At 68.0% G+C, this 22171-nt stretch carries 23 protein-coding genes; 16 read left to right on the forward strand and 7 right to left on the reverse strand.

Annotated features, from left to right (window positions below; genetic code table 11):
• Positions 1-316: 316 nt before the first annotated feature.
• Positions 317-2143 carry an acyl-CoA dehydrogenase gene (locus ACFXHE_RS39110; protein WP_379389980.1) on the reverse strand — a complete coding sequence of 609 codons (1827 nt, stop codon included), beginning with the start codon at positions 2141-2143 and terminating at the stop codon, positions 317-319.
• Positions 2144-2357: 214 nt separating this feature from the next.
• Between ACFXHE_RS39110 and ACFXHE_RS39115 the strand changes: the two genes are divergently transcribed.
• The 3 genes from ACFXHE_RS39115 to ACFXHE_RS39125 all read left to right on the forward strand — a co-directional run bounded on the left by ACFXHE_RS39115 (position 2358) and on the right by ACFXHE_RS39125 (position 4496).
• A complete protein-coding gene (locus tag ACFXHE_RS39115) occupies positions 2358-2729 on the forward strand; it encodes a DUF952 domain-containing protein (RefSeq protein ID WP_379389982.1) in 372 nt (123 codons plus the stop codon).
• 92 nt (positions 2730-2821) lie between these two features.
• Positions 2822-3304, forward strand: coding sequence for a cation:proton antiporter regulatory subunit (locus tag ACFXHE_RS39120; RefSeq protein ID WP_040859034.1), 483 nt, complete (start codon positions 2822-2824; stop codon positions 3302-3304).
• A 4-nt stretch (positions 3305-3308) separates the two neighbouring features.
• Positions 3309-4496: a cation:proton antiporter gene (locus tag ACFXHE_RS39125; RefSeq protein ID WP_379389984.1), complete on the forward strand. Its 1188-nt coding sequence runs from the start codon at positions 3309-3311 to the stop codon at positions 4494-4496.
• Here the strand turns inward: ACFXHE_RS39125 and ACFXHE_RS39130 are convergent.
• On the reverse strand, positions 4395-5273 hold the full coding sequence (locus tag ACFXHE_RS39130; RefSeq protein WP_379389986.1) for a rhomboid-like protein: 879 nt from the start codon (positions 5271-5273) through the stop codon (positions 4395-4397). The genes ACFXHE_RS39125 and ACFXHE_RS39130 overlap by 102 nt on opposite strands.
• A gap of 148 nt (positions 5274-5421) precedes the next feature.
• Here ACFXHE_RS39130 and ACFXHE_RS39135 point away from each other — a divergent pair, with 148 nt between their 5' ends.
• From ACFXHE_RS39135 to ACFXHE_RS39145, 3 genes are all read left to right on the forward strand, one after another.
• Complete coding sequence (locus ACFXHE_RS39135) at positions 5422-6837, forward strand: ethanolamine ammonia-lyase subunit EutB (RefSeq protein ID WP_379389988.1); 1416 nt, start codon at positions 5422-5424, stop codon at positions 6835-6837.
• Positions 6838-6964: 127 nt separating this feature from the next.
• The gene (gene eutC / locus ACFXHE_RS39140; protein WP_379389990.1) at positions 6965-7816 is read left to right on the forward strand and encodes an ethanolamine ammonia-lyase subunit EutC; all 852 of its coding nucleotides are present in this window, start codon (positions 6965-6967) and stop codon (positions 7814-7816) included.
• A gap of 251 nt (positions 7817-8067) precedes the next feature.
• Positions 8068-8664, forward strand: a complete 597-nt coding sequence (locus ACFXHE_RS39145; RefSeq protein WP_379389992.1) for a YdcF family protein — start codon at positions 8068-8070, stop codon at positions 8662-8664.
• Positions 8665-8671: 7 nt separating this feature from the next.
• Here the strand turns inward: ACFXHE_RS39145 and ACFXHE_RS39150 are convergent, their stop codons facing one another.
• From ACFXHE_RS39150 to ACFXHE_RS39165, 4 genes are all read right to left on the reverse strand, one after another.
• Positions 8672-10252: a Na+/H+ antiporter gene (locus ACFXHE_RS39150; protein ID WP_379389993.1), complete on the reverse strand. Its 1581-nt coding sequence runs from the start codon at positions 10250-10252 to the stop codon at positions 8672-8674.
• Positions 10253-10378: 126 nt separating this feature from the next.
• Positions 10379-11392: an MHYT domain-containing protein gene (locus ACFXHE_RS39155; protein WP_379389995.1), complete on the reverse strand. Its 1014-nt coding sequence runs from the start codon at positions 11390-11392 to the stop codon at positions 10379-10381.
• Positions 11393-11642: 250 nt separating this feature from the next.
• On the reverse strand, positions 11643-12941 hold the full coding sequence (locus ACFXHE_RS39160; protein ID WP_379389997.1) for an FAD-dependent oxidoreductase: 1299 nt from the start codon (positions 12939-12941) through the stop codon (positions 11643-11645).
• Between the two features lie 22 nt (positions 12942-12963).
• The gene (locus tag ACFXHE_RS39165; protein WP_379389999.1) at positions 12964-13449 is read right to left on the reverse strand and encodes a MarR family winged helix-turn-helix transcriptional regulator; all 486 of its coding nucleotides are present in this window, start codon (positions 13447-13449) and stop codon (positions 12964-12966) included.
• 325 nt (positions 13450-13774) lie between these two features.
• Between ACFXHE_RS39165 and ACFXHE_RS39170 the strand changes: the two genes are divergently transcribed.
• From ACFXHE_RS39170 to ACFXHE_RS39180, 3 genes are all read left to right on the forward strand, one after another.
• Entirely contained in the window at positions 13775-14128 is a 354-nt protein-coding gene (locus ACFXHE_RS39170; RefSeq protein WP_379390001.1) for a VOC family protein, read from the forward strand.
• On the forward strand, positions 14125-14406 hold the full coding sequence (locus ACFXHE_RS39175) for a hypothetical protein (protein ID WP_379390003.1): 282 nt from the start codon (positions 14125-14127) through the stop codon (positions 14404-14406). Before ACFXHE_RS39170 ends, ACFXHE_RS39175 begins: the two co-directional genes overlap by 4 nt.
• Before the next feature lie 470 nt (positions 14407-14876).
• A complete protein-coding gene (locus ACFXHE_RS39180) occupies positions 14877-15311 on the forward strand; it encodes a VOC family protein (protein WP_379390005.1) in 435 nt (144 codons plus the stop codon).
• An 89-nt stretch (positions 15312-15400) separates the two neighbouring features.
• Here the strand turns inward: ACFXHE_RS39180 and ACFXHE_RS39185 are convergent, their stop codons facing one another.
• Positions 15401-15982: a chorismate mutase gene (locus ACFXHE_RS39185; protein ID WP_379390007.1), complete on the reverse strand. Its 582-nt coding sequence runs from the start codon at positions 15980-15982 to the stop codon at positions 15401-15403.
• A gap of 402 nt (positions 15983-16384) precedes the next feature.
• On the opposite strand from ACFXHE_RS39185, the gene ACFXHE_RS39190 reads away from it, so the two are divergent.
• The 7 genes from ACFXHE_RS39190 (at position 16385) to ACFXHE_RS39220 (ending at position 22043) form a co-directional block, all read left to right on the forward strand.
• Complete coding sequence (locus ACFXHE_RS39190) at positions 16385-17038, forward strand: hypothetical protein (RefSeq protein WP_379390009.1); 654 nt, start codon at positions 16385-16387, stop codon at positions 17036-17038.
• Between the two features lie 73 nt (positions 17039-17111).
• The gene (locus tag ACFXHE_RS39195) at positions 17112-17348 is read left to right on the forward strand and encodes a hypothetical protein (protein ID WP_379390011.1); all 237 of its coding nucleotides are present in this window, start codon (positions 17112-17114) and stop codon (positions 17346-17348) included.
• A gap of 362 nt (positions 17349-17710) precedes the next feature.
• The gene (locus tag ACFXHE_RS39200; RefSeq protein ID WP_379390013.1) at positions 17711-18262 is read left to right on the forward strand and encodes a dihydrofolate reductase family protein; all 552 of its coding nucleotides are present in this window, start codon (positions 17711-17713) and stop codon (positions 18260-18262) included.
• 121 nt (positions 18263-18383) lie between these two features.
• Complete coding sequence (locus ACFXHE_RS39205; protein WP_379390035.1) at positions 18384-19031, forward strand: ABC transporter permease; 648 nt, start codon at positions 18384-18386, stop codon at positions 19029-19031.
• Positions 19028-20326 (forward strand): ABC transporter ATP-binding protein, encoded by a 1299-nt coding sequence (locus ACFXHE_RS39210; RefSeq protein WP_379390015.1) that lies wholly within the window; start codon positions 19028-19030, stop codon positions 20324-20326. The genes ACFXHE_RS39205 and ACFXHE_RS39210 overlap by 4 nt, the downstream gene beginning before the upstream one ends.
• Complete coding sequence (locus tag ACFXHE_RS39215; RefSeq protein WP_379390017.1) at positions 20323-21075, forward strand: ABC transporter permease; 753 nt, start codon at positions 20323-20325, stop codon at positions 21073-21075. Before ACFXHE_RS39210 ends, ACFXHE_RS39215 begins: the two co-directional genes overlap by 4 nt.
• Entirely contained in the window at positions 21072-22043 is a 972-nt protein-coding gene (locus ACFXHE_RS39220) for a glycine betaine ABC transporter substrate-binding protein (protein ID WP_379390019.1), read from the forward strand. The genes ACFXHE_RS39215 and ACFXHE_RS39220 overlap by 4 nt, the downstream gene beginning before the upstream one ends.
• Positions 22044-22171 lie beyond the last annotated feature (128 nt).

Consider the following 22171-nt stretch of genomic DNA (forward strand, 5'->3'; position numbering starts at 1 on the left):
TGTGTTTTCTGTAACACGACCTGCGATTTCGCTGAAAGCGAACAGGTCCTGAGGACTGCCCGTGGAGACGTCGCAACCTCCCGTTCGAACACGCTGATCGAGTTGTCTACCCGGAGACTACCCGGGCACACCGACACTCACACTCCGATTGGTCTCTGTGGCTGGGACGCCAGCAAACCGTAATCAAGGCGGCTGGATTGGAGGCCGGTCCGCGACCGGCCTGACCTCGGCCCATGGCTGCGCGCCGACACCGCGGTGGCGCACCGGGTCACGGAGCCGTTCGCGCAGCGCGAACGGCGGATTCGCGCCCCGGGGCTCAGAACCAGGACTCGTCGAGTTCCAGGGTGGTGCGGTCGCCGGAGTCGAGCAGGTCGAATTGCGGTGTGGTGCGCGGAAGTTCCCAGCGGAAGAAGTATCGGGCGGCCAGCCGCTTCCCCTGCCGGAAGGTCTCCCACTCGGCCGCGTGCGGACGGTCCTGGGCGGACAGCGCGGTGGCGGTGACCGCCTGCTCGAGCCAGATCCAGGCCAGCACCACGTGGCCGAACGCCTCCAGATAGACCGCCGAATTGGCCAGGGCCGCCTCGGGATTGCCCGCGCGCCACAGGCCCGCCGTGGTGGCGGCCAGGCGGCCGGTGGCGGCCTCCAGGGCGGCGGCGTACTCGGCGAGCTCGGCGTCACCGGTCGCGCGGGCGGCGGCGATGGTGGCGGCCATGGTCTCCAGCAGCGCGGCCGGGGCCGCGCCATTGTCCAGGGTGACCTGGCGGCCGAGCAGGTCCATGCTCTGAATGCCGTGGGTGCCTTCGTGAATCGGGTTGAGGCGGTTGTCGCGGTAGTGCTGTTCGACGTCGTAGTCGCGGGTGTAGCCGGCGCCGCCGTGGATCTGGATGGCCAGATCGTTGGCGGCCAGGCACCACTGGCTGGGCCAGGACTTGGCGATGGGGGTGAGGATGCGCAGCAGGGTGGCGGCGCGCGCCCGGTCGGATTCGCCTGCCGCGGTGCGGTGTTCGTCGATCAGTTTGCCGCAGTACAGCTGCAGCGCGAGTGCGCCTTCGGCATAGGACTTCTGGGCCAGCAGCATGCGCCGCACATCCGGGTGCTCGATGATCGGCACCTGCGCACCGTCGCGGGCGTTGACCGGGCGGCCCTGCGGGCGGGTGCGGGCATAGTCGAGGGACTTGAGGTAGCCGGTGTAGCCCAGCGCGGTGGAGGCCAGGCCGACGCCGATGCGGGCCTCGTTCATCATCGTGAACATCTGGGCCAGACCGTGATTCGGCGCGCCAACCAGATAGCCGATCGCGCCCGGCTCCCCGCCGGGGGTGAAGTTGCCGTCGCCGAAGACGGGCGCGGTGTTGACGGTGCCGCGCCAGCCCATCTTGTGGTTGATGCCCGAGAGCGCGACATCGTTGTGGACGGTCGGGTTGCCCTCGGCATCGGGCAGGAACTTGGGGACCACGAACAGCGAGATGCCGCGGGTGCCCTCCGGTGCGCCCGGAATGCGGGCCAGCACCAGGTGCACGATGTTCTCCGAGAGGTCGTGGTCGCCGCCGGAGATCCACATCTTGTGCCCGAACAGACGGTAGGAGCCGTCGGCGGCGGGCACGGCGCGGGTGGTGATGTCGGCCAGGCTGGACCCGGCCTGCGGCTCCGACAGGGCCATGGTGCCGAAGCTGCGACCCTCCAGCATCGGGCGCACGTAGGCGTCGATCTGCTCCGGGCTGCCGTGCGCGGCAAGCAGATTCGCATTGCCGGTGGTGAGCAGCACGTAAGCGGCGGTGCCGACATTGGCGGCGTGGAACCACGACATGCACGCGGTGTAGACCGAGTGTGGCAGCTGCATGCCGCCGATTTCGTAATCCATTGCCGCGCCGATCATTCCGGCGTCGGCGAAGGCCTGCAGCGCCTTGCCGACCGCGGGGATGATGTGCACGCGCTCGCCGTCGAAGGTGGGTTCGTGCAGATCGTTCTCGCGATTGTGCGGCGCGAAGTAGGTGGTGGCCAGGTCCTGGCACAGCCGCAGCACCTGGTCGAAGGTGTCGCGGGAGTGGTCGGCGAAGCGGTCGCGCGCCGTCAGCGACTCCACCTGCAGCCAGTCGTAGAGCAGGAACTCGAGGTCGCGGGCGGACATGATGCTGGACGGATTCATGGTTCCTCGAGCGGTCGGGTACGGGGAGTCGTACCTGCCGGTCTACCAGATGGCGCGGGACCGTCCGAGGGGCCGGGGGAGCATCGCCGGTCCGCGCTCAGGAACGCACCGGCGGCCGCTTCGCCCCCGCCCGGGCGGGCGTCGACGACATCTCCGTCCACGTGGCCCGGCCCGAACCGTTCTGAACCCCGGGACACTCACCTAGATTGGACGGGTGGGAACCGAACAGGACACGACGCCGACCCTGCTGCACATCTGCTCCCGGGCGGAATGGGAAAACGCCCGCGCTGCAGGCGAATACCGCGCCCCCTCGCTGGCCGAGGCCGGATTCATCCACCTCTCCGCGCCCTACCAGGCCCACCTGCCGGCCAATCGACTCTTCGCCGGCCGCACCGATCTCGTGCTGCTGCACCTGGATCCGGCCCGGCTCGGTTCCCCGGTGAAGTGGGAGCCGGGCGTGCCCACCGACCCGGACTCCATGACCTTCCCGCACCTGTACGGCCCGCTGCCGCTGACCGCGGTCGTCGAGGTCACCGATTTCCTGCCCGGTCCCGACGGATCGTTCGCGCCGCTCACCACGGAGTGACCAGGCGCGCCCGCACCGTGCGACTCGTGTGGGCGGGGTGCGCCGCAACGTAGCTCCCCGCGATTCGCGCGGGTTGTCCTAATCTGGACTGCGTGAACGTCGATGTGACAGCGCTGCCCGGTATCGGAGTGCGGAAGGATTTCGAGGTCAGATCGGGACGGCGGATCGGGGTGGTGGCGCACCGGGATGGCGGCATCGATCTCATCGTGTCGCAGCGGGACGACCCGGACGCGTGCCAGGCCCAGGTACCCCTGACGACCGACGAGGCGGCGGTCCTGGCCAATCTGCTGGGCGCGCCCCAGTTGGTGCAGCAGCTCAAGGAAGAACACTCGGACCTACCCGGGATCACCACCAGACAGCTCACCATCGGCGGCAATTCGCCCTACCGGGGACGCATGCTCGGCGAGACCGCCATGCGGACCCGGACCAAGGCCTCCATCGTGGCCATCATGCGGGCGGGGCAACTGCACCCGTCACCGGGACCTGATCAGGTGCTCGACTCCGGGGACGTGCTCGTCGTCGTCGGCACGCCGCACGGGCTGGACGCGGCCGCTCGCATTCTGGCCGACGGCTGACCCTGTGGATTCGACCGGTCTAGCCCTGTTCGAACTCGGCGCGATCTTGTTCGCGCTCGGCATGCTCGGGCGACTGGCCGCCCGCTTCGGCATGTCGCCGATTCCCCTCTACCTGCTCGGCGGCCTGGCCTTCGGCGAGGGTGGCATCGTGAAGATGCGCGCCGCCACCGAATTCGGGCACACGGCCGGCGAGATCGGCGTGGTACTGCTGCTCCTGCTGCTCGGATTGGAGTACACCGCAGCCGAATTGGTGACCGGACTGCGCCGCTCCTGGCTGGCCGGTCTGCTCGATATCGTCGTCAATGCCACGCCGGGCGTGGTGGTGGCGCTGATCCTGGACTGGGGCGCGGTCGGCGCAGTCACGATGGGCGGCGTCACCTACATCTCGTCCTCCGGCATCGTCGCCAAGGTGCTCAACGACCTGGGCCGCCTCGGTAACCGCGAGACGCCGGTGGTGCTGTCCATCCTGGTGTTCGAGGATCTGGCCATGGCGGTGTACCTGCCGATCCTCACCATGATGCTGGCCGGGCTGAGCTTCGCCAGCGGGCTGCGCTCGCTGGCCATCGCGCTGGTGGCGGTCACGGTGGTGCTCATCGTGGCGCTGCGCTACGGCCGCTACGTGTCGGCCATCGTGGACAGCAACGACAGGGAAGTGTTCCTGCTCAAGCTGCTCGGCGCGGCGCTGCTGGTGTCGGGCGCGGCCTCGGCGCTGAACGTGTCGGCGGCGGTGGGCGCGTTCCTGCTCGGCATCGCTATCTCCGGGTCCACCGCGCAGGAGGCGGCGAAACTCCTCGAACCGCTGCGGGATCTGTTCGCGGCCCTCTTCTTCGTGGCCTTCGGGCTCAGCACCGATCCCCGGGCGATCCCGCCGGTGCTGGGCTGGGCGATCCTGCTGGCCTTCGTGACCACGCTGACCAAGCTCGGCACCGGCTGGTGGGCGGCGTCGCGGCAGGGCATCCGCCGGATGGGCCGGGCGCGCGCGGGCGCGGCGCTGGTGGCGCACGGCGAATTCTCCATCGTCATTGCCGGCCTCGCGGTTTCGCTGGGCGGTGTGAGCGGGCGGCTGGCCGCGCTGGCCTCGGCCTACGTGCTAATGATGGCCGTGCTCGGCCCGATCGCGGCGCGCCTCGTCGAGCCGGTCGTCCGGTTCGCCCAGCGTGGGCGCGGCCGCGTCGATCCCGTCCCCGGCTGAATCCCCGGCCGCGGCCGGATTCGCGGCCGCCCGGGCCGGCTTCGCGGCGGCCCTGCGCGCTTGCACCGCGACCAGGCGGTGGGAGAGCGCCACCGCGATCGCGCCCACCGTGAAACCGATGAGCAGCGCGAAAAAATGGCCGTAGTCGGTGAAGGTGCGGCCGTGCCAGACGCCGTAGGCGTACCAGACCACCATGGCCAGCGCCCACAGCCAGCGGGCCGGGCCGCGCAGCCGGAAGGTCAGCGCGGCCATCATGGCCGAGATGCCGTAGCTGGGGCCGACATCCGAGGCGAACGCCACCCGGGTCGGGATCAGTTGCTTGTCGAGCTTGTGGGCGATGCCGAGCACCGTGATCAGGGTGGCGCCGACATGACCGGTGGCCACCACCAGGATCCAGCGCAGCGACCCCAGCCAGCGCTCGGCCAGCGCCATCAGGGTGATGAGGATGAGAATGTCGCCCCAGGGGAAGCCGCCGTCGGTCCAGAAAGCCGAGGCCACCAGCACCTGGATCGGATCCTTCTGCATATTGCGCAGATTCGTGGAGGCGGAGAAGATCAGCCGCCGGCCCACGATGTCACTGGCCCCGCGCAGCGTCCACCAGGTGATGAACAGGGTGAAGGCGTAGGCGATGCATGCCGGGGTGACCGCCAGCAGATTCCGATAGGCCTGGACCGCGCGCCGCAACCGGTGCGGTTGACGCCACCAGACACCGAGGGTGCGGAACCGCTCGCCGAGATCGACGGTGCGCAGCCAGGGCGACTGATAGGTGCCTGCCATGGCGCCATGGTATCCCGGGGCCACCGGCCGACCTCCGCGTCGCGGGGAGGAGGCCGGTCCCGCGGCAGTCCGGCACGCGTAACGCGCAGTAATGCCGGGGGAAAGCGGTGGTTACCGACCGGCAATATGGGCCAGGACCATCGGGAGGGTGATCTTCCATCAGCGCCTGGGCGGCAGCACCTACACCTTCGACGGGCTGGTCGAACTGCTGGCCAAGGCCACACCGCGGCGCAGCGGGGACGAACTGGCGGGGTGCGCGGCGCACTCCGACGCCGAGCGGGCGGCGGCGCAGTGGGCGCTCGCCGAGGTGTCGCTGGGCGTCTTCCTGGAGGAGCCGGTGGTGCCGTACGAGACCGACGAGGTCACGCGGTTGATCATCGACGGGCACGATCGCGGTGCGTTCCAGGCGATTTCGCATCTGACGGTGGGCGGGCTGCGGGACTGGCTGCTCGCGGTGGCCGCCCGGCCCGATGCCGCGGCCACCCTGCGGGCCGTCGCACCCGGGCTCACGCCCGAGATGGCCGCGGCCGTCAGCAAACTCATGCGCAATCAGGACCTGATCGCGGTCGCGCGGGCGGCCGAGGTGCGCTCCGGGTTCCGGACCAGCATCGGGGTGCCGGGCACACTCGCCACCCGATTGCAGCCCAACCATCCGACCGATGATCCGCGCGGAATCGCCGCGGCGGTGCTGGACGGGCTGTTGCTGGGGTGCGGGGACGCGGTGATCGGCATCAATCCGGCCACCGATTCACCGCAGGCCACGGCGGATCTGCTGTACCTGCTCGACGAGGTGCGGCAGCGATTCGAGATTCCGACGCAGTCGTGTGTGCTCTCGCATGTCACCACCACGCTCGGGCTCATCGAGGCGGGGGCGCCGGTGGATCTGGTGTTCCAATCCATCGCTGGCACCGAGGGTGCGAATTCCGGCTTCGGCGTGACCATCTCGCTGCTGCGCGAGGCCAATGAGGCGGGCCGGTCGCTGCGTCGGGGGACCGTGGGCGACAACGTCATGTACCTGGAAACCGGTCAGGGCTCGGCGCTTTCGGCGGGCGCGCACCTGGGCACCGGCGGCAAGCCGGTCGACCAGCAGACCCTCGAGGCCCGCGCCTACGCCATCGCCCGCGACCTGGACCCGTTCCTGATCAATACGGTGGTCGGTTTCATCGGCCCCGAATACCTCTACGACGGCAAGCAGATCATCCGCGCCGGCCTCGAGGACCACTTCTGCGGCAAGCTCCTCGGCCTCCCCATGGGCGTCGACGTCTGCTACACCAATCACGCCGAAGCCGACCAGGACGACATGGACACCCTGCTCACCCTGCTGGCCGCCGCGGGCTGCCCTTTCGTCATCGCGGTCCCCGGCGCCGACGACGTCATGCTCGGCTACCAGAGCCTCGCCTACCACGACGCCCTCTACGCCCGGCAGATCCTCGATCTCCGCCCCGCCCCCGAATTCGCCGCCTGGCTCGACGGTCTCGGCATGATGGACTCGACCGGCCGCATTCTCCCCGTCGAGCCCCTGTCCTCCCCGCTGCGTGCGCTGGCTGCCAAGGGGGCAGCGTGAGCATCGGCGCCGCCCCTGCACGAAAACGATTCTGCGCGGACAGTATTGGAACTCGGATCGCCCAGGCTCGTCCGGTGGCGTCGATCGGAGTCGCCGACAACGCCGGCCCGTACCCGGAGGGGGACCAGTGAGCCCGATCGAACCCGTGCGCCCGATCCGCCGCACCGAGGATATTGCCGCGCAAGCGTTCTGGGACGGACTGCGGCGCAGTACGCAGGCGCGGATCGGGCTCGGGCGCACCGGGGACACGCTGTCCACCGCGGAGGTGCTCGAGTTCCGGGCGGCCCATGCCGCGGCCCGGGATGCGGTGCACAGTCCGCTCGATATCGCGGCCCTGGCCGCCGAGGTGACGGGTCTCGGGCTCGGTGAGCCGGTGCACGTGCGCAGCAGGGCGAGCGATCGCTCGGAGTACCTGCGGCGCCCGGATCTCGGGCGGCTGCCCGAAACCGATGGGCCGGCGGTGCCCTACAGCGGGGCGGACGTGGGTTTCATTCTGGCGGACGGGCTTTCGTCGAAGGCGCTGGCCGATCACGGTGTTCCGATGCTCGCGGCGTTGCTCGCGGCGTTCGAGGGGCGATACACGCTCGCTCCGCCGGTGATCGCCACGCAGGCCCGGGTGGCGCTGGGGGATCACATCGGTGCCGCGCTCGGTGTGCGGACGGTGCTGGTGTTGATCGGGGAGCGGCCCGGGCTCTCGGTCGCCGACAGTCTCGGGATCTATCTCACCCACAGCCCGCGACCCGGACGATCTGATTCCGAGCGGAACTGCATCTCGAATATTCATCCGCCCGAAGGGCTCTCGTACGCGCGTGCGGCTCGGGTCGTCGCGGGGTTGGTCGATGGTGCTCGTCGGCTCGGCCGGTCGGGGGTCGATCTGAAGGACACATCGGCCGACCGCGCGCTCACCGATGCGGGCGCGATCTCGGTGGAAGCCCCGCGGCCCGTCGCGGGGACGGTGCGTGACCGCGCGAAAAACTGAGCGGTGCGCGACCGATCGACGACCCGGTGACCGTGGCGGTGGACGGCGTCCGGCGCGGCAGCCCGGTGAGTTACCGGCACACCTATGCCAGCAAGTGCGAGGCCGAGAACCGCGGCATCCACGTCTTCGCGTTCTGACCGAATCCGCTGCCGCCCGGCCTCGCCGCCGGCGCGGGAAGTATTGTTCACCCGGGCTTGTGGCAGGCCGCTCGAACAGTGCCGACTCGGCGCGAAGCAGGAGGTACAGGCGGGATGCGACGATGGCGAGTGCTTCTGGCGCTGGCCGGAACCGTGGTGCTGGTGCCGTTCCTCGGGTTCACCGGCTATACGGTCGCTCGTGCGCGGCTTTCCCCGCGGCCTGGCGCGGACGTGGTGGTCGTGCTCGGTTGCCGGCTGCGCCACGATCGGGTTGCACCGATGCTTGCCAGGCGGCTGAACCGGGCGCTCGAGGTGGTGGGAGAGGAACGCCGCCGGGGGCGTACGCCGCTGCTGGTGGTGTCGGGCGGGCAGAGCGGGCGCGAAACCGTGGCCGAGGCCGAGGCGATGGCTGATTATCTTGTGGCGCAGGGCATTCCGGATGACCGCATCCTGCGCGAGAACCGGTCCCGCAATACCGAGGAGAACCTGCGGTTCACCGTCCGGGAGTTACGCGGGCGCGGCATCGATCCGGAGCAGGTGCGAATAACCGTGGTCACCAGTGACTTTCACGTATTGCGGACGGCCGGGCTGGTCCGGCGGCTGGGGCTGCGCGCTCAGGTCACCGGCGCGCGTACCTCCCGGCTGCTGACCCGAAAATCCTTCCTGCGGGAATTCGTCGCCGTCCTGGTGAAGCTGGGCAGGACCGGGTAGCGGTCGGTCACCGGCGCAGATCCAGCCGGCGCATGACGCGGTCCACCACATCGGGTGGGACCCCCGGTTCGCGGCGCGCTGCCAGCGCCTCGGCCCGGCCCGCCTCCAGCACCTCATTGGTGATGGAGCGCATCTTGGTGGTGAAGGCCAGCGTGCGATCGGTGTGCGTCCGGGGATTGTCCTCGGCGGCCTCCGGATCCGCCTGGGCCAGACGGCGTTCGAATCCCGTGCGCAGCCGGTCGTAGACCTCTTCGGGCAGGTGCTCGGTCTCCGAGATCTCCTTGAGCCGGGCCAGTTCGGCCTCCAGCACGCGGGTCCAGAGCTGGCGTTCGAAGGCGCGCTCGGTGCCGGTGTCGGCATGCACGCCGGTCGCCCGCACCACGGCGGGCAGGGTCGGGCCCTGTAGCAGCAGCGTGAACAGCACGACCGCGATGGCGGTGAACAGGATTTCGGTGCGGCCCGGGAACGGTTTTCCGCTGTCGGTGGTGAACGGCACGGCCAGGGCCAGCGCCACCGTGGCGACCCCGCGCATGCCCGCCCACCAGGTCACCACGGTCTCGCGCCAGGTATGGGGCTCGTCCTTGTCGCGGGTGCGCCACCAGGATCGGAAGATCACGGTCGTGGTCAGCAGCCAGATCAGCCGCAACCCCACCACGACCGCGATGATCACCGCCGCCCCGCCGATGAAGCGCGGCCAGTTGGGTCCGGCGTCGCGCAGTACAGTGCTCAGCTCGAGTCCGATCAGGCCGAAAGCGAAACCGGTGACCAGCATTTCGGTGATCTCCCAGAAGGAGTCGCCCACCAGCCGGTAGTCGCTGTCGCTGAAATCGGTTGCGGCATGGGTGAGATACATCGAGCAGACCAGCACTGCCAGCACCGCCGACCCGCCCCGCGACTCCGAGAGCCCGTAGGCGGCGAACGGCAGCAGCAGTCCCAGCGCCACCCGCCACGGGGCCTCGTCCAGCCGCCGCATGAGTTTGCTTCCGGCCCAGCCGAACAGCAGCCCCACCACTGCTCCGACCAGCGCCGACACCAGGAAATCGCGGAATGCGCCCCAGGCCGAGAAGGAACCGGTCACCACGGCCTGAATCGCCGCCGTGTAGAGGACGATCGCGGTCACGTCGTTGAACAGGCCCTCGCCCTCGAGCACCGCGACCAGACGGCGGGGCAGGCCCAGCTTGCCGGCCAGCGCCGAGACCGCCACCGGATCCGGTGGCGCGACCAGGGCGCCGAGCGCCACCGCGGCACCGATCGGCACGGCCGGATACCAGAGGTGAAAGGCCCAGGCCACGGCCGCGGTGGTCACGATGACCAGCACCACCGCGCGCAGGCTGATGGCCACCCAGTTCTCGGCGAACTGCCGCCAGGAGGTGCGCCGCGCGGCCGCGTACAGCAGGGGCGGCAGCACCAGCGGCAGGATGAGTTCGGGATCGATCTCGATATTCGGCACCTGCGGAATCAGGGCCAGCACCACGCCGAAGGCGGTCATGAGGACCGCCGGGGCCTGGCCCAGCCGCCGTCCGAGCGGCTGGGCCAGGATGGTCGCGAACAGGACCGCGAAGATCAACTCCAGCTGGTGGTGCTCCACGGCAGTCAGTTTGCTGCCGATGTGCCCCAAAGTCGAACACCGGAACCGGATTCTCAGCGAACCGGGTCGCCAATTCTCAGCCTGCCCGGTCGAGAATGGAGATTGCCCACAGTCGGGCGGATTCGGCTATGAGTAGCGGGTACTGCGCTGTGGCGGAACCGGATTCCGATCGGGGCGCGCCGCCGGGCCGCCGACCGCCGGGTAGAACTGGTCCGAACGCCAGTCGCCGGGCGGGGACATCTCGTGGCGGCCGGGCGCCTGATAGTCGGCGGCCGGTGCGTACAGGCCCGCGGTCCGGTAGTCGCGGGGACCGGGCTCCTCCTGGCCGGAGCCGCGCGTGTCGGCCACCGCCGAGACCGCTCGCAGCGACCAGCCCGCGCGCGCCGCCGGTTCGAGCCGTTCCGGTTCGGGCATCATGGAGCGTTCGTCCACCTCGGTGAGGCCGACGTGAATGAGCAGGACGAGCGTCACCATGCTGACGCTGATCATCAGCGGGGCCAGCAATTCCATCGGGCCCGCGCCCTGCGGGGTGGCCGGATTGTCCATGTGGTGCGCGCTCATCGACGCCATGCCCGTGTAGTGCATGCCGCAGACCGCGACACCCATGATCAGGGCCGCGCCGATGGTGGCCCAGATACCGGTGATGACCAGCGTGAACCACAGTGCCACGGTGGCCGCGACCACCGCGATCACCATGGACAGCGTGACGATGCCGGCGTTGTAGTCGATCATGGCGTCGGACCGCATGGCGTACATGCCCGAGTAGTGCATGGCGCCGACGCCCAGCCCGGTGACCGCGCCGCCCGCGAACAGTGACAAGCGGCCGAATGGCTCGCGGGCCACGATGAACAGGCCCATCCACACCACGGTGACCGAGATGGCGGCGCTGAGCAGGGTGAGCGGCACGTTGTACTTGACCACCGCACCGCGGATGGTGAAGCCCAGCATGGCGACGAAGTGCATCACCCAGATGCCGGTGCCGCCGATGGCCACGGCCGCGGAGATGAGCCAGCCGCTGCGTCCGTCCCCGGACCGGGCGCGTGCCGTGCACCGCAGACCGAGCAGGGATCCGGTGACGGACATGATGTAGGCCAGTACGGGGGTGATCCATCCGTAGCTGAAGTGGTGAATTTCCAGCACTCGAACTCCATTGCCAGAGCAGGGGTTTCGCAATCGCTGAGGCGACGACGGCACACTACCGGGCAAGGTTCGAATTGGGAAATTGAAAGGGAATGTTTCATTCAAATTGCTTCCTGCTGGGACGTTTCCGCACGGTCAGCAATCTGCGAGCCTTCTGAATGTCATGTGCGCGTAGGACTTTGGACATCCGAGGGTGGTGATCCGCATGTGCCACCCGCTCGCCGGGCGGGCGGCCCATGCGCGGCAGCTATCACTCGGCACCCAAGTCGGCGAACATCTTTCGCTTCATGGCGGGCACCGCGTTGGCGGTGCGGAAGACGAGTTTGCCGGCGCCACGCGCGAACCGGCTGTCGGACACCGACTGGGTGGCCGCGGTCAGCGAGGTCCGCACCGCCGCGAAGCCGTAGTCGATCATGTCCGTTTCGTATCGGTGGATGCCCTCGAGTAGTCCGAGCTCACGGCGTTCGGCGGCCACCAGTGCGCGGCACAGCCCCCGGGCGTCGCGCAGTGCGGTATTCGCGCCGATACCGGCGAACGGGGTCATGCTGTGCACCGCATCGCCGAGCAGCGTGACATTCGTGGTCTGCCAGGCCGGGATCGGGACCGAGGTCTTGATCGGCAGCAGGGTGGCCGTCTCCGGATCGGAATCGGCGACCAGCGACCGTAATTCGGGCGCCCATCCGGTGGTCATGCGCACCGCCAGCTCGTGCAGGCCGACGGGTGAGAGCGCCTCCAGATCGGCGCCGTAGCGTTCGCGTTTGGCCGCGAAGGCCCAGAAGACGTACGGCTGGGTGTTGTCGAGAAGCAGCCCGGGCTCGAGGCCGGGCTGGTTCCCGGCGATGCGTTCCGCACCGGCGGGGATGTCGAATTCGTGTGGGGCGAGGAACATTCCGCAGCCGCTGGGCGGGATGACGCTGAGCGGATTGCGCAGCAGCCGGGCGTCCAGGCGGGCCCGCGATTCCGGCGTCAGGCCGTATTTGCCTGCGATGGTGACGATTCCGGTGTCCACGCGCTCGGCGTGCGGGAGGTATTGCGCCCGTACCCGGGAGGTGCCGCCGTCCGCGCCGACCAGGACATCACCGATCTCGGAGTCGCCGTTGCCGAAATGGGCTCGGATCCGGCCGTCGGGCAGGCGTTCATAGCGGTCGAACATGCTGCCGTAGCGCACGATGTCGCCCAGATCGGCGAGCAGTAGCTGCCGCAGGGCGATCCGGCTGATGCCGTAGTGCCCGCGGGCGGTGTGCTCACCCTCCTCCGGATCGATCTGGAGCAGTTCGCGAAATTGTTCCGTGACGAAACCGAACCCGTTGCCGCCCTTGCCCGCACACGCGACGAAGGTCGAATGCAGCTCCGGCGACAGCAGTTCCGCCAGGGCGTTGCTGCCGTGCGGGTTGATGTGGATGCGGAAACCCTGCAGACGGTCGGTGCGCTGGGTTTCGCGTTCGTGCACGCTGACGCTCACGCCGACGCGGCGCAGGCCGTTGGCGAGCGCCAGCCCGCCGATGCCGCCGCCGGCGATGATCACGTGCAGGGGTGTGTTGGTGGCCATGGCAATTGGTCCTCTCCTGAGATCAGATCCGGCTCCAGCCGAATCGGCCCGGGCGTTTGCGGTTCGCCCGCTGCTGCTGGTGTGCTCCCGCCGTGGCCCACGCCTCGATCATGCGATCGAGCAGCCGGGTGAGCGTGTCGACATCCTCGGCGGACCAGTCGGCGATCACCTCGCCGAAGACCTGGTCGCCGATCTCCAGGAACTGCGCGAGCTCGGCCCGCCCCGCCTCGGTGGCCTCGACCAGCACCGCCCGCCGATCCGCCGGATCGGGGGAGGTGCTGACCAGCCCGGAGTCGATCAGCGCCTGGACATGCCGGGTGATGGAAGACGGCAACGCGTCCAGGCATTCGGCGATCTCCCCGGCCCGCAGCGGCCCGGACTCGACCGCGCACTGCAGCACGCCGACCCGGACCGGGTCGTAGGCGCGAGAAGTGCCCTGCCGCATGGCTTCCGCGAATCGTGCGGTGCTGCGGGCCAGTCGCGAAACCTGGTCTTTGTTTGCTTCCATGAATCAACTATAAAGGTTGATTCTGTGAAACAAAAGAGTGTGGCGGAAAACGGACACCAGCGGTGTGTGCGGTGGCCCGCCACTCGCTACCGTCGAACCCGCGGGGACGGTCTGAGCCTGACTCGGACGGGTTCTACTGGGTCGGGCGGGCTGTGCCTGGCTCGGATGGGCTGTGCCTGAGTCGGGCTGTAGCTGGCTCACAATGCCCACTCAGTGGGCGGCAGCGTGTCGTTGGCGATCCCCGGCGGCGCGGAGCAGCCATCATGGTGGGCGACCGAACCCGGGCATTCCGGGCGCGCCACTACCTCGCCCACAGGAGGCAGCCATGAGCGATCACGAAGTCAAGATGATCATCCTGTCCACCGACAACCTCGATGAATCCATCGATTTCTACACCGAAACCCTCGGCATGCCCCTGAAGTTCCGCGACGGCGCCCACTTCGCCGCCCTCGACGGCGGGCCCATCACCCTCGCCCTCGCCACCGCGGTCGACCACCCCATCCACGGCCAGGTCATCGTCGGCATCAAAACCGCCGACGTGGACGCCGCCGCCAAGGCCATCGAGGCCAGCGGCGGCGGCATCGTCAAGGGCCCCTACGACGATGCCCACGAACGCCGCGCCGTCGTCTACGACAACAAAGGCAACGGCTTGGTCTTCTACAGCCCCCTGTCCCGATGACCAGCCCCCGAATCACAGTCGAACCCGTCGTCGACCACGAATACCGAGTCCTGGTCGACGACGGCACCGACTCCGCCGAATCCCAATTCATAGTCGCCCCAGACGTTCTCGCCGACCTCGGCGTCGCCGCAGCCGACGAGCACCGCGTCGCGGAACTGACCGCCGCCTTCCTGATCGACCACCAGCCGATCATCGACTTCCCTCAACTGGTCTACCTCGACGAGGTCGCCGCCGCCTTCGACGACTACCGCCCCGAGCTCCAACGCCGCCTCGGCTAGCCTCCTGTCGGCCTAAGGTTTCCGGCGCCAGCGTGTGTGGATGCCGCATCGCTGGCCCGCCGACAGCACCTGGGATCGAGTACCAAACGCGCTGGTCGCTCTGGCCGACGCTATCGGCGACCTGGATTGAGGCGACCCGTCGACCGTCCGGGCAGATCAATACGCCGCTGGCGTCGACGCCCACCCGGTGACCGGGGCTATGGCCGTCCCGACTGCGCCGTCGGGCGCGCGGCTGACTGCTCGCCACATATCACGTTGCAGCTCAAAATGTTTCAGACAGCTGGTGGTTCAGGTGCGGGGTACAGCTGCGAGGAGTGCGCCGGCGGGCGAGGCGGCGGTAAGCGGCGGTCCCCGCGCGGAATCCGTTGAACGCCACGGAGGTTGGGTAAGTGGCATGACGAAGGCCGGCCCGCGTCGTCGGGCAGGGCTGCTGCCGCGGCAGCGAAGGACCCTGCCGCTATGGTGAACCGATGACGTCGGTCAAACAGATCCAGGTCACCTTCGATTGCGCAGAGCCCGAGCGTGTCGCTCGTTTCTGGTGCGATGTGCTGGGGTACGTCATTCCGCCGCCACCGGAGGGGTTTGCCAGTTGGGCCGATTTCAATTCCTCCCTGCCGCCTGAGCATCAGGGTTCAGCGTTCGCATGCGTTGATCCGTCAGGTGTGGGCCCGCGACTGTTCTTTCAGCGTGTGCCCGAAGGGAAAATCACCAAGAATCGGGTGCATCTCGACGTGCGAGTCGGCACTGGGCTCGTGGGTGAAGAGCGCTTGGCCGCGCTCGAGGCCGAGTGCGCACGGCTGGTCGCGCTCGGCGCGGTACGCGTGCGACTGCTGCGCGCCGATGGCGTCAACGAGTCGTGCCTCGTGATGCAGGACATCGAGGGCAACGAATTCTGTCTCGACTGAGTTGCCACGAACGCTGTTGCTCGGCAGCCGAATTCGGATGCTGGTTGAGGCAGTCTCTATCACGGTGTCTCTGTGCTGGGGGACATATGTCAGCTCCCACACAGTGGAGTCGACGCGCGCACGAGCGCCGCCGCGTGGAGAGTGTCGAGATTGTCGTGCCCGGCGACAGCGAGCACCCCGGCGGCGACTCGTGCCGGGCAGTCGGAGCGCGTCAATTCGGTCCGCTCCCTATCCAATTCGTCGATGATCGCGACATTGAGGCCATCGATCACCGGCCGCACCCCGGCCAGATCCGTCGCGGGCACCGGCGCCGTCGCCAGCCCATACCGCCACTCGGTCACCAGCCCACGCTGGACGATCTTGCTAGCCTCGATCTGAGCTTCGAACACCTGCCGGACCAGCCCCGCAGGCAGATTCCGCTCCGCCCCCAGCTGAGCCATCGCATCATAGATCGCCTGTTCACGAACCGGATCGTCGATCACCGGCTCGCCCCCATCCCGCACCGCGCCTGCCCACTTGACCGCCGCGACAGTATCCGCCGTACCGAGCCGCTCGCTCAACAGCTCCACCAGCTGATCCAAGGCCCCGGAATCGTCCTGCGCCGCACCCACCCCGAACTGCCCCGCGGCCACTACCATCGCCGCCCCCACCACAACCGCCAGCCGTCTCATCGATGCCATCCCTTCCACCGCCCGAACCCTACCGCCCCCGAGGCAACGAACACCGCAGACGCGCAACGGGTTTGAAACCTGGTGCGCGATACAGGGATTGGCGTCGGTGACCTACGCTCGAGCGCCCATGCCACAACGCTTCTCCCCGAACGCGAAAGCGGCGGGCCGGCCGTAGCGGAAGGATGTCGTGAGCTGCTGTCTCGGACTGACAGTGTTGTGCGCTGGGGACAGAAACAGGATTGCCCCCTGGGCCGAAGCTCAGAACCCAATCCGGGTGCTGGGCGATGCCGGCCCGCTGACGTGCCGAAGCTATGCGGTCGAGTGACGGCGTGTGCAAGACTCGTTGGATGGGTTTTGCTGTGTGGCACAGCAACCGGGATCGGACAGAACGCGAGGAGTCAGGTGTCCTTCGAGCAGTGGTGCACACGTTGGGAATCAGTACCGCTGTCCGAGGCAGCAGAGCGCTACGACATCTGCAAAGCCAGCGACAACCACGTGGAGGATCTGGAAGAACTCTTCGGGGACGAACCGGAGTGCTTCTTCGTTCACCAGGGTGACCTCACCATCGACGGGCCTTTGTCGATAGGGAACGACCCTGGTCTGGCGCCGGACACCGTTTATGTCATCGATGGCGACCTGACGGTCAACGGGCCGATGCGCTTTTTGAACGCAGACGTCTACACGCCGCTGTATGTCACCGGCTCGGTCACCGCGCAGCACCTGATGTGCCTCATGGACAGCAATCTGTTCATCGGCGGCTCGCTCACCGTCGGGGGCCTGCTGATGACGGAACTCTCCGACATGGGAGTGATCGTCGTAAACGGTGCTGCATCTGCGGGCGCATGGCTCGAAACATGGGACAGGGGCGAAGTCATCTTTGTCGATGATCTGAAGGCCCGTCGGCTGCGCTTGTCCGGGGGCGATTACCTCGAACACTTCGACGCGGACGATGCGGCTGGCATCCTGTTGCCCGAGTTCCTGGACGGCGACGCTGAAGATGCCTCGGAAAAGCTCTGGAAAGCCGCGCTCGAAGGACGTCCCCTGCTGCGCCCCTGACTTCCTGCCGGTTCGATCGGCATCGTCGCGTGGGGAATACCCGCACAGTCACCCTTCGACTCTGTGTGGAGCGTTGATCACGGGTTTCCTTCCCGCTTTCTCCTTGGCGCTCTTCGTCTTTGGCTACACCGTGAACGGAAACGGTCTGCGCGTGGCGGCGATCATCTTCGCGAGTATCGGAATCTTCTGGGGGCGCGCCGACGTGGCGCAGCCGCTGCCGCCCGGGCTACTCGGCCTCGGCGCGAGCATTGCCATCGTTGTCCTACTGTCCCAGCGCAGCGCGGGTTCGCCGAGGCGGTTGCCGCCGTGAGCCCGACAACAGCGGCCGCCGCCATCAAACTCGCTGCACCCCAGCCGATTCGGTGACCACTCGAACTTCTTGCGCTCATAAGGAACTCCTGTTCGTCGACGCGACAGGGTCAGCGAACATTAACGTTCGCAGAGTATGAAATGAGTAAGTTCCACACATTCGAGCTGCCCCCGATTTCAGGGGCGTCCCGCGCGGTTCGAACGAGCCACGAGACCCGTTTGTCGGTGGTATTACGAGGACGGCTGTGTCGCTGAGGAATGGCGTGCGGCGGGCTGAGGAGTCCCCGATCGTCTCGTCCTTGGTTCCTGGTGAGATCCGATGACTACCGATGAGTTTCGAGCGCGTAGGAGGTCTACCCGGTTATGAGGAAACTGATCTATGGGTTCGGCGTGTCCCTGGACGGCTATGTCAACGACCGCGACGGCAGCATCGACTGGACCGACCCGGACGAGGAGCTGCACCAGTTCCACAACGACAGGTACCGCGAGATCGAGGTCTCGCTGCACGGTCGTCGGTTGTACGAGCTGATGGCCGCGTACTGGCCCCACGTGCCGGAGGACGCGTCACGCATCGAGCGCGAGTTCGGCGAGCTGTGGCGGGAGAAGCCCAAGGTCGTCTTCTCCCGGACGCTCACCGAGGTCCATTGGAACAGCACCCTGGTCAGTGCGAACGCGGTCGAGGAGGTGCGCAGCCTCAAGGCCGCGGGAGACGGCGTCATGGAGGTCGGTGGTGCGAGCCTCGCGGCCGCGCTGATGCCACACGGGCTCATCGACGAGTACCAGCTGTTCGTCTCGCCCGTGGTGCTCGGCGGCGGCACGCCGCTCTACCCGGCACTGGACAAGCGCATCCAGCTTCGATTGGCCGAGACGAGGCATTTCAACACCGTGGTGATGCTGCGCTACCGCGCCGAGTGAAGTCCGTTCAACCGCAGCGGCCTTCGTACTGCTACTGATCGTCTCGTCGACAGTCGAAAAGGCGCGAGGCGGGGCTCGCATCAATACACTGTGGGGTGAACTTCTAGGCAGGAGGGGGCTTCTGGGCACGCTCTGGAATTTCGTCGTCGATCATCGCAGACAGCTGCTCACCGACTCGTACCTGCATGTATCCGCGGTGGTGCAGTCGATGCTGATCGCGACCGCGTTGGCGGTGCTGATCGGGATCGCGGTGCACCGCAGCCCGTGGGGGTCGGCGCTGGCGACCGCGCTGGCCAGCATCATTCTCACCGTGCCCTCGTTCGCGTTGCTGGGCTTGCTGATTCCGGTGCTGGGGCTGGGCGTGCGGCCGACTGTGGTCGCGCTGGTGCTGTACGCGCTGCTGCCGATCCTGCGCAATACGATCGTCGGGCTGGGTGGGGTCGATCCGGCGGTATCGGACGCGGCGCGCGGGGTCGGGATGAACCGGCTGCGGGTACTGGTCGGCATCGAGCTGCCGCTGGCGTGGCCGTCGATCCTCACCGGGATGCGGGTCAGCACCCAGATGATCATGGGGATTCTGGCCATGGCCGCCTACGCGAAGGGGCCCGGACTGGGGAACCTGATCTTCTCCGGGCTGGCCCGGCTGGGCAGCCCGACCGCGGTGCCGCAGGCCCTCACCGGCACGGTGCTGATCATCGTGCTGGCGTTGCTGCTCGACGCCCTGCTGGCCGGCGTCGGCCGGTTCACTACCCCGAAGGGGGATTCGTGACTGAAACCGTCACTGCGGCAAAAGATTCCGCGCACGCACCGCGTGGCGCGCGGATCGTGCTCGACGCGGTCACCAAACGCTATCCGGGGCAACGGGATCCGGCGGTCGACGAATTCTCGATCACCATTCCGGCCGGGGAGATCGTGGTGTTCGTCGGCCCGTCGGGGTGCGGCAAGACCACCATCATGCGCATGATCAACCGGCTCATCGAGCCGAGCTCGGGCACCATCACCATCGACGGGCGTGATATCGGTCGTCAGGATCCGGACCAGCTGCGCAGACAGATCGGGTACTCGATCCAGCAGGCCGGGCTGTTCCCGCATCAGACGGTGGCGCGCAACGTGGCTACGGTGCCCGCGCTGCTCGGCTGGAATCGCGCGAAGATCAACGCCCGCGTCGACGAGATGCTCGACCTGGTCGGCCTGGATCCGGGCACCTTCCGCCGCCGCTACCCGCGCCAGCTGTCGGGCGGTCAGCAGCAGCGCGTCGGCGTCGCACGCGCACTCGCCGCGGACCCGCCCGTTCTGCTGATGGACGAGCCGTTCGGCGCGGTCGACCCGATCACCCGCGGGCTCCTCCAGGACGAACTGCTGCGCCTGCAGGCCGAACTGCACAAGACGATCGTCTTCGTCACCCACGATTTCAACGAAGCTGTCAAACTCGGCGATCGAATCGCTGTGCTGGGCAACGGCTCCCGACTGTTGCAATACGACACGCCCGCTGCCGTCCTGGCCGCGCCCGCCGACGACACCGTCGCCGGATTCGTCGGTGCGGACGCGGGGCTGAAGCAACTCACGCTCACCCGTGTCGAGGACGTCGAGCTCGGCCGGTGCCCGACCGCCGCCGAAACCGATGAGGTGCAACCCTTCCGGGCCGCGCTCGCCGAGCAGGAATGGCAGTGGGGTCTCGTGCTGGACGAGGAATACCGTCCACTGCGCTGGGTTTCGGCCGAGCAGCTGGCCCGCGCCACCTCGTTGCGTGAGGCGGGGTACCCGGTCACCGGCACGGTCGCCCTGCGCTCGTCCTTGCAGGAGGCGCTGGAAATGCTCCTCGCCGAGAGCACCGCCCACGCCGTGGTCACCGGCGATGACGGCGGATACGTCGGCCTGATCGCGATCGACACCCTCGTCACCCACCTGGCGACCACCCGCACCGAAAGCAGCCGAGCCGCACGGAAATCCGCCGTCACGACCGGTGCCGCCATGGCTTCGGGTGATAGCGCGTCCTCGGAACGCGCGGCGTCTTCCAGCGAAGCGACTTCGGATGATCCGGCCGAGTCGGGCGGGCCGGCGTGAGGGGGCGGGGGACCGAGCGGCGTTCGGAGTTCATTCGGCTGGTGGCGCAGCCGGTACTGGCGGTCGGGCTAGGGGTGGGGGTGCTGGTGTGGGCGTTCGATCGGAATCTGACCGCTACGCAGCAGGCGAGCATGAACGCGACCAACATCGTGACGGTCACCCGGCAGCATGTCGTGATCACGGCGACGGTGGTGGCCATCGTGGTCGCGATCGCGGTGCCGCTGGGGACGCTGCTCACCCGCCCCGGATTCCGCAGGCTGGCACCGCTTTTCGTGGGCATCGCCAACCTCGGTGCGGCCGCACCGGCTATCGGGCTCATCGTGCTGTATTACCTGGTGACCCAGCGGACGGGGTTCTGGGTCGGGGTGGCGCCGATCGCGTTCTACGGGTTGTTGCCGGTGTTGCGGAACACCATTCTCGGGTATCAGCAGGTTGATCCGACGCTGGTGGATGCTGGGCGGGGACAGGGGATGTCCGCGGCTATGGTGTTGCGGCGCATCGAGTTTCCGCTTGCCGTGCCGTACATCCTCGCGGGTCTGCGGACCTCGCTGGTGCTGGCGGTGGGGACAGCGACGCTGTCGTTCCTGGTCAGCGCGGGTGGGCTGGGAATTCTGATCGATACCGGATACAAGTTGCGGGACAACGTGACGCTGTGGGTGGGTGCGATGCTGGCGGTGGCGCTCGCGCTGCTGGTGGATTGGCTGGGAGCGCTCGCCGAACAGTTCCTCGGCCCACGGGGACTGCGATGAGGAAGCGATGGACGGCGGTGCTGGCCGCGCTCGGGCTGATGCTCGCGGCGGGATGCGGGCTCGAATCCGGCGGAGCGGTGCCATTGCAGGTCGGAGCCGGCAGCATCCGGCCGGATCCGAGGTTGCAGGGGGTGGCGATCACGGTGGGGTCCAAGGATTTCACCGAGCAGAACATTCTCGGCTATGTCATCGAATTCGCGCTCACCGCGGCAGGCGCTCGAGTGCGCGACCTCACCAACATCACCGGGTCCAACAGTCTGCGTGATGCCCAGCTGCACGGACAGGTCGACATCGCCTACGACTACACCGGCACCGGCTGGATCAACTATCTGGGCAACGAGACGCCGATTCCGGACTCGCAGCAGCAATTCGAGGCAGTACGCGACGCCGACCTGGCCGCGCACGGCATGCTGTGGGCGGACGTCGCCCCGATGAACAACACCTACGCGCTGGTCACCAATGCGGCAAGCGCACAGCGGACCGGGACGAAGACGCTCTCCGACTACGCGCGGGCCGTGAACACCGAACCCGGCACCGGACCCACCTGCCTGGGCACCGAATTCAGTGTCCGCCAGGACGGATTCCCGGGCATGGCCCGCAAATACGGCGTCGACACCGCCAAGGTGCACAAGCAGATCATGCAGGACGCGCTGGTCTACACCTCCACCGCGAACGGCGGCTGCCAGTTCGGGTCGGTCGCCACCACCGACGGCCGCATCAAAGCCCTCGACCTCCGCATTCTGGACGACGATCTCGGCTTCTTCCCCAAATACAATGCGGCACTGGTAATGCGGAAATCCTTTGCCGACGCGCACCCCCAGGTCGCCACGGTAATGGAGCCGATCTCGCGGCTACTGACCAACGAGACGATCACCGAACTCAACCGCAAGGTCGACCTCGAAGGCGCCGAACCCGCCACCGTCGCGCGCGACTGGCTGGTTTCCCAGGGATTCGTCACGGCCCGATAAGCCCGCCGCCCCCCGCCGTCCCCGCGTGCTCGGGTCTTGATACGAGATTGGGCCGCAGGGGGGTGGCGCGCCGGCCCCCTGACCGGGGGTCTGCGCTCGGGGGTGGGCGGCACAAGTCCCGGGTGGGC

The sequence above is a fragment of the Nocardia sp. NPDC059229 genome, from assembly GCF_042754165.1.
In the GTDB taxonomy this organism is placed as follows: domain Bacteria; phylum Actinomycetota; class Actinomycetes; order Mycobacteriales; family Mycobacteriaceae; genus Nocardia.

What these genes read in the sequence shown, in the direction of transcription:
- ACFXHE_RS39110 (WP_379389980.1), bottom strand. Translation starts at nt 2,143, where the DNA reads ATGAATCCGTCCAGCATCATGTCCGCCCGCGACCTCGAGTTCCTGCTC.
- ACFXHE_RS39130 (WP_379389986.1), bottom strand. Translation starts at nt 5,273, where the DNA reads ATGGCAGGCACCTATCAGTCGCCCTGGCTGCGCACCGTCGATCTCGGC.
- ACFXHE_RS39145 (WP_379389992.1), top strand. Translation starts at nt 8,068, where the DNA reads ATGCGACGATGGCGAGTGCTTCTGGCGCTGGCCGGAACCGTGGTGCTG.
- ACFXHE_RS39160 (WP_379389997.1), bottom strand. Translation starts at nt 12,941, where the DNA reads ATGGCCACCAACACACCCCTGCACGTGATCATCGCCGGCGGCGGCATC.
- ACFXHE_RS39165 (WP_379389999.1), bottom strand. Translation starts at nt 13,449, where the DNA reads ATGGAAGCAAACAAAGACCAGGTTTCGCGACTGGCCCGCAGCACCGCA.
- ACFXHE_RS39170 (WP_379390001.1), top strand. Translation starts at nt 13,775, where the DNA reads ATGAGCGATCACGAAGTCAAGATGATCATCCTGTCCACCGACAACCTC.
- ACFXHE_RS39175 (WP_379390003.1), top strand. Translation starts at nt 14,125, where the DNA reads ATGACCAGCCCCCGAATCACAGTCGAACCCGTCGTCGACCACGAATAC.
- ACFXHE_RS39180 (WP_379390005.1), top strand. Translation starts at nt 14,877, where the DNA reads ATGACGTCGGTCAAACAGATCCAGGTCACCTTCGATTGCGCAGAGCCC.
- ACFXHE_RS39185 (WP_379390007.1), bottom strand. Translation starts at nt 15,982, where the DNA reads ATGAGACGGCTGGCGGTTGTGGTGGGGGCGGCGATGGTAGTGGCCGCG.
- ACFXHE_RS39200 (WP_379390013.1), top strand. Translation starts at nt 17,711, where the DNA reads ATGAGGAAACTGATCTATGGGTTCGGCGTGTCCCTGGACGGCTATGTC.
- ACFXHE_RS39220 (WP_379390019.1), top strand. Translation starts at nt 21,072, where the DNA reads ATGAGGAAGCGATGGACGGCGGTGCTGGCCGCGCTCGGGCTGATGCTC.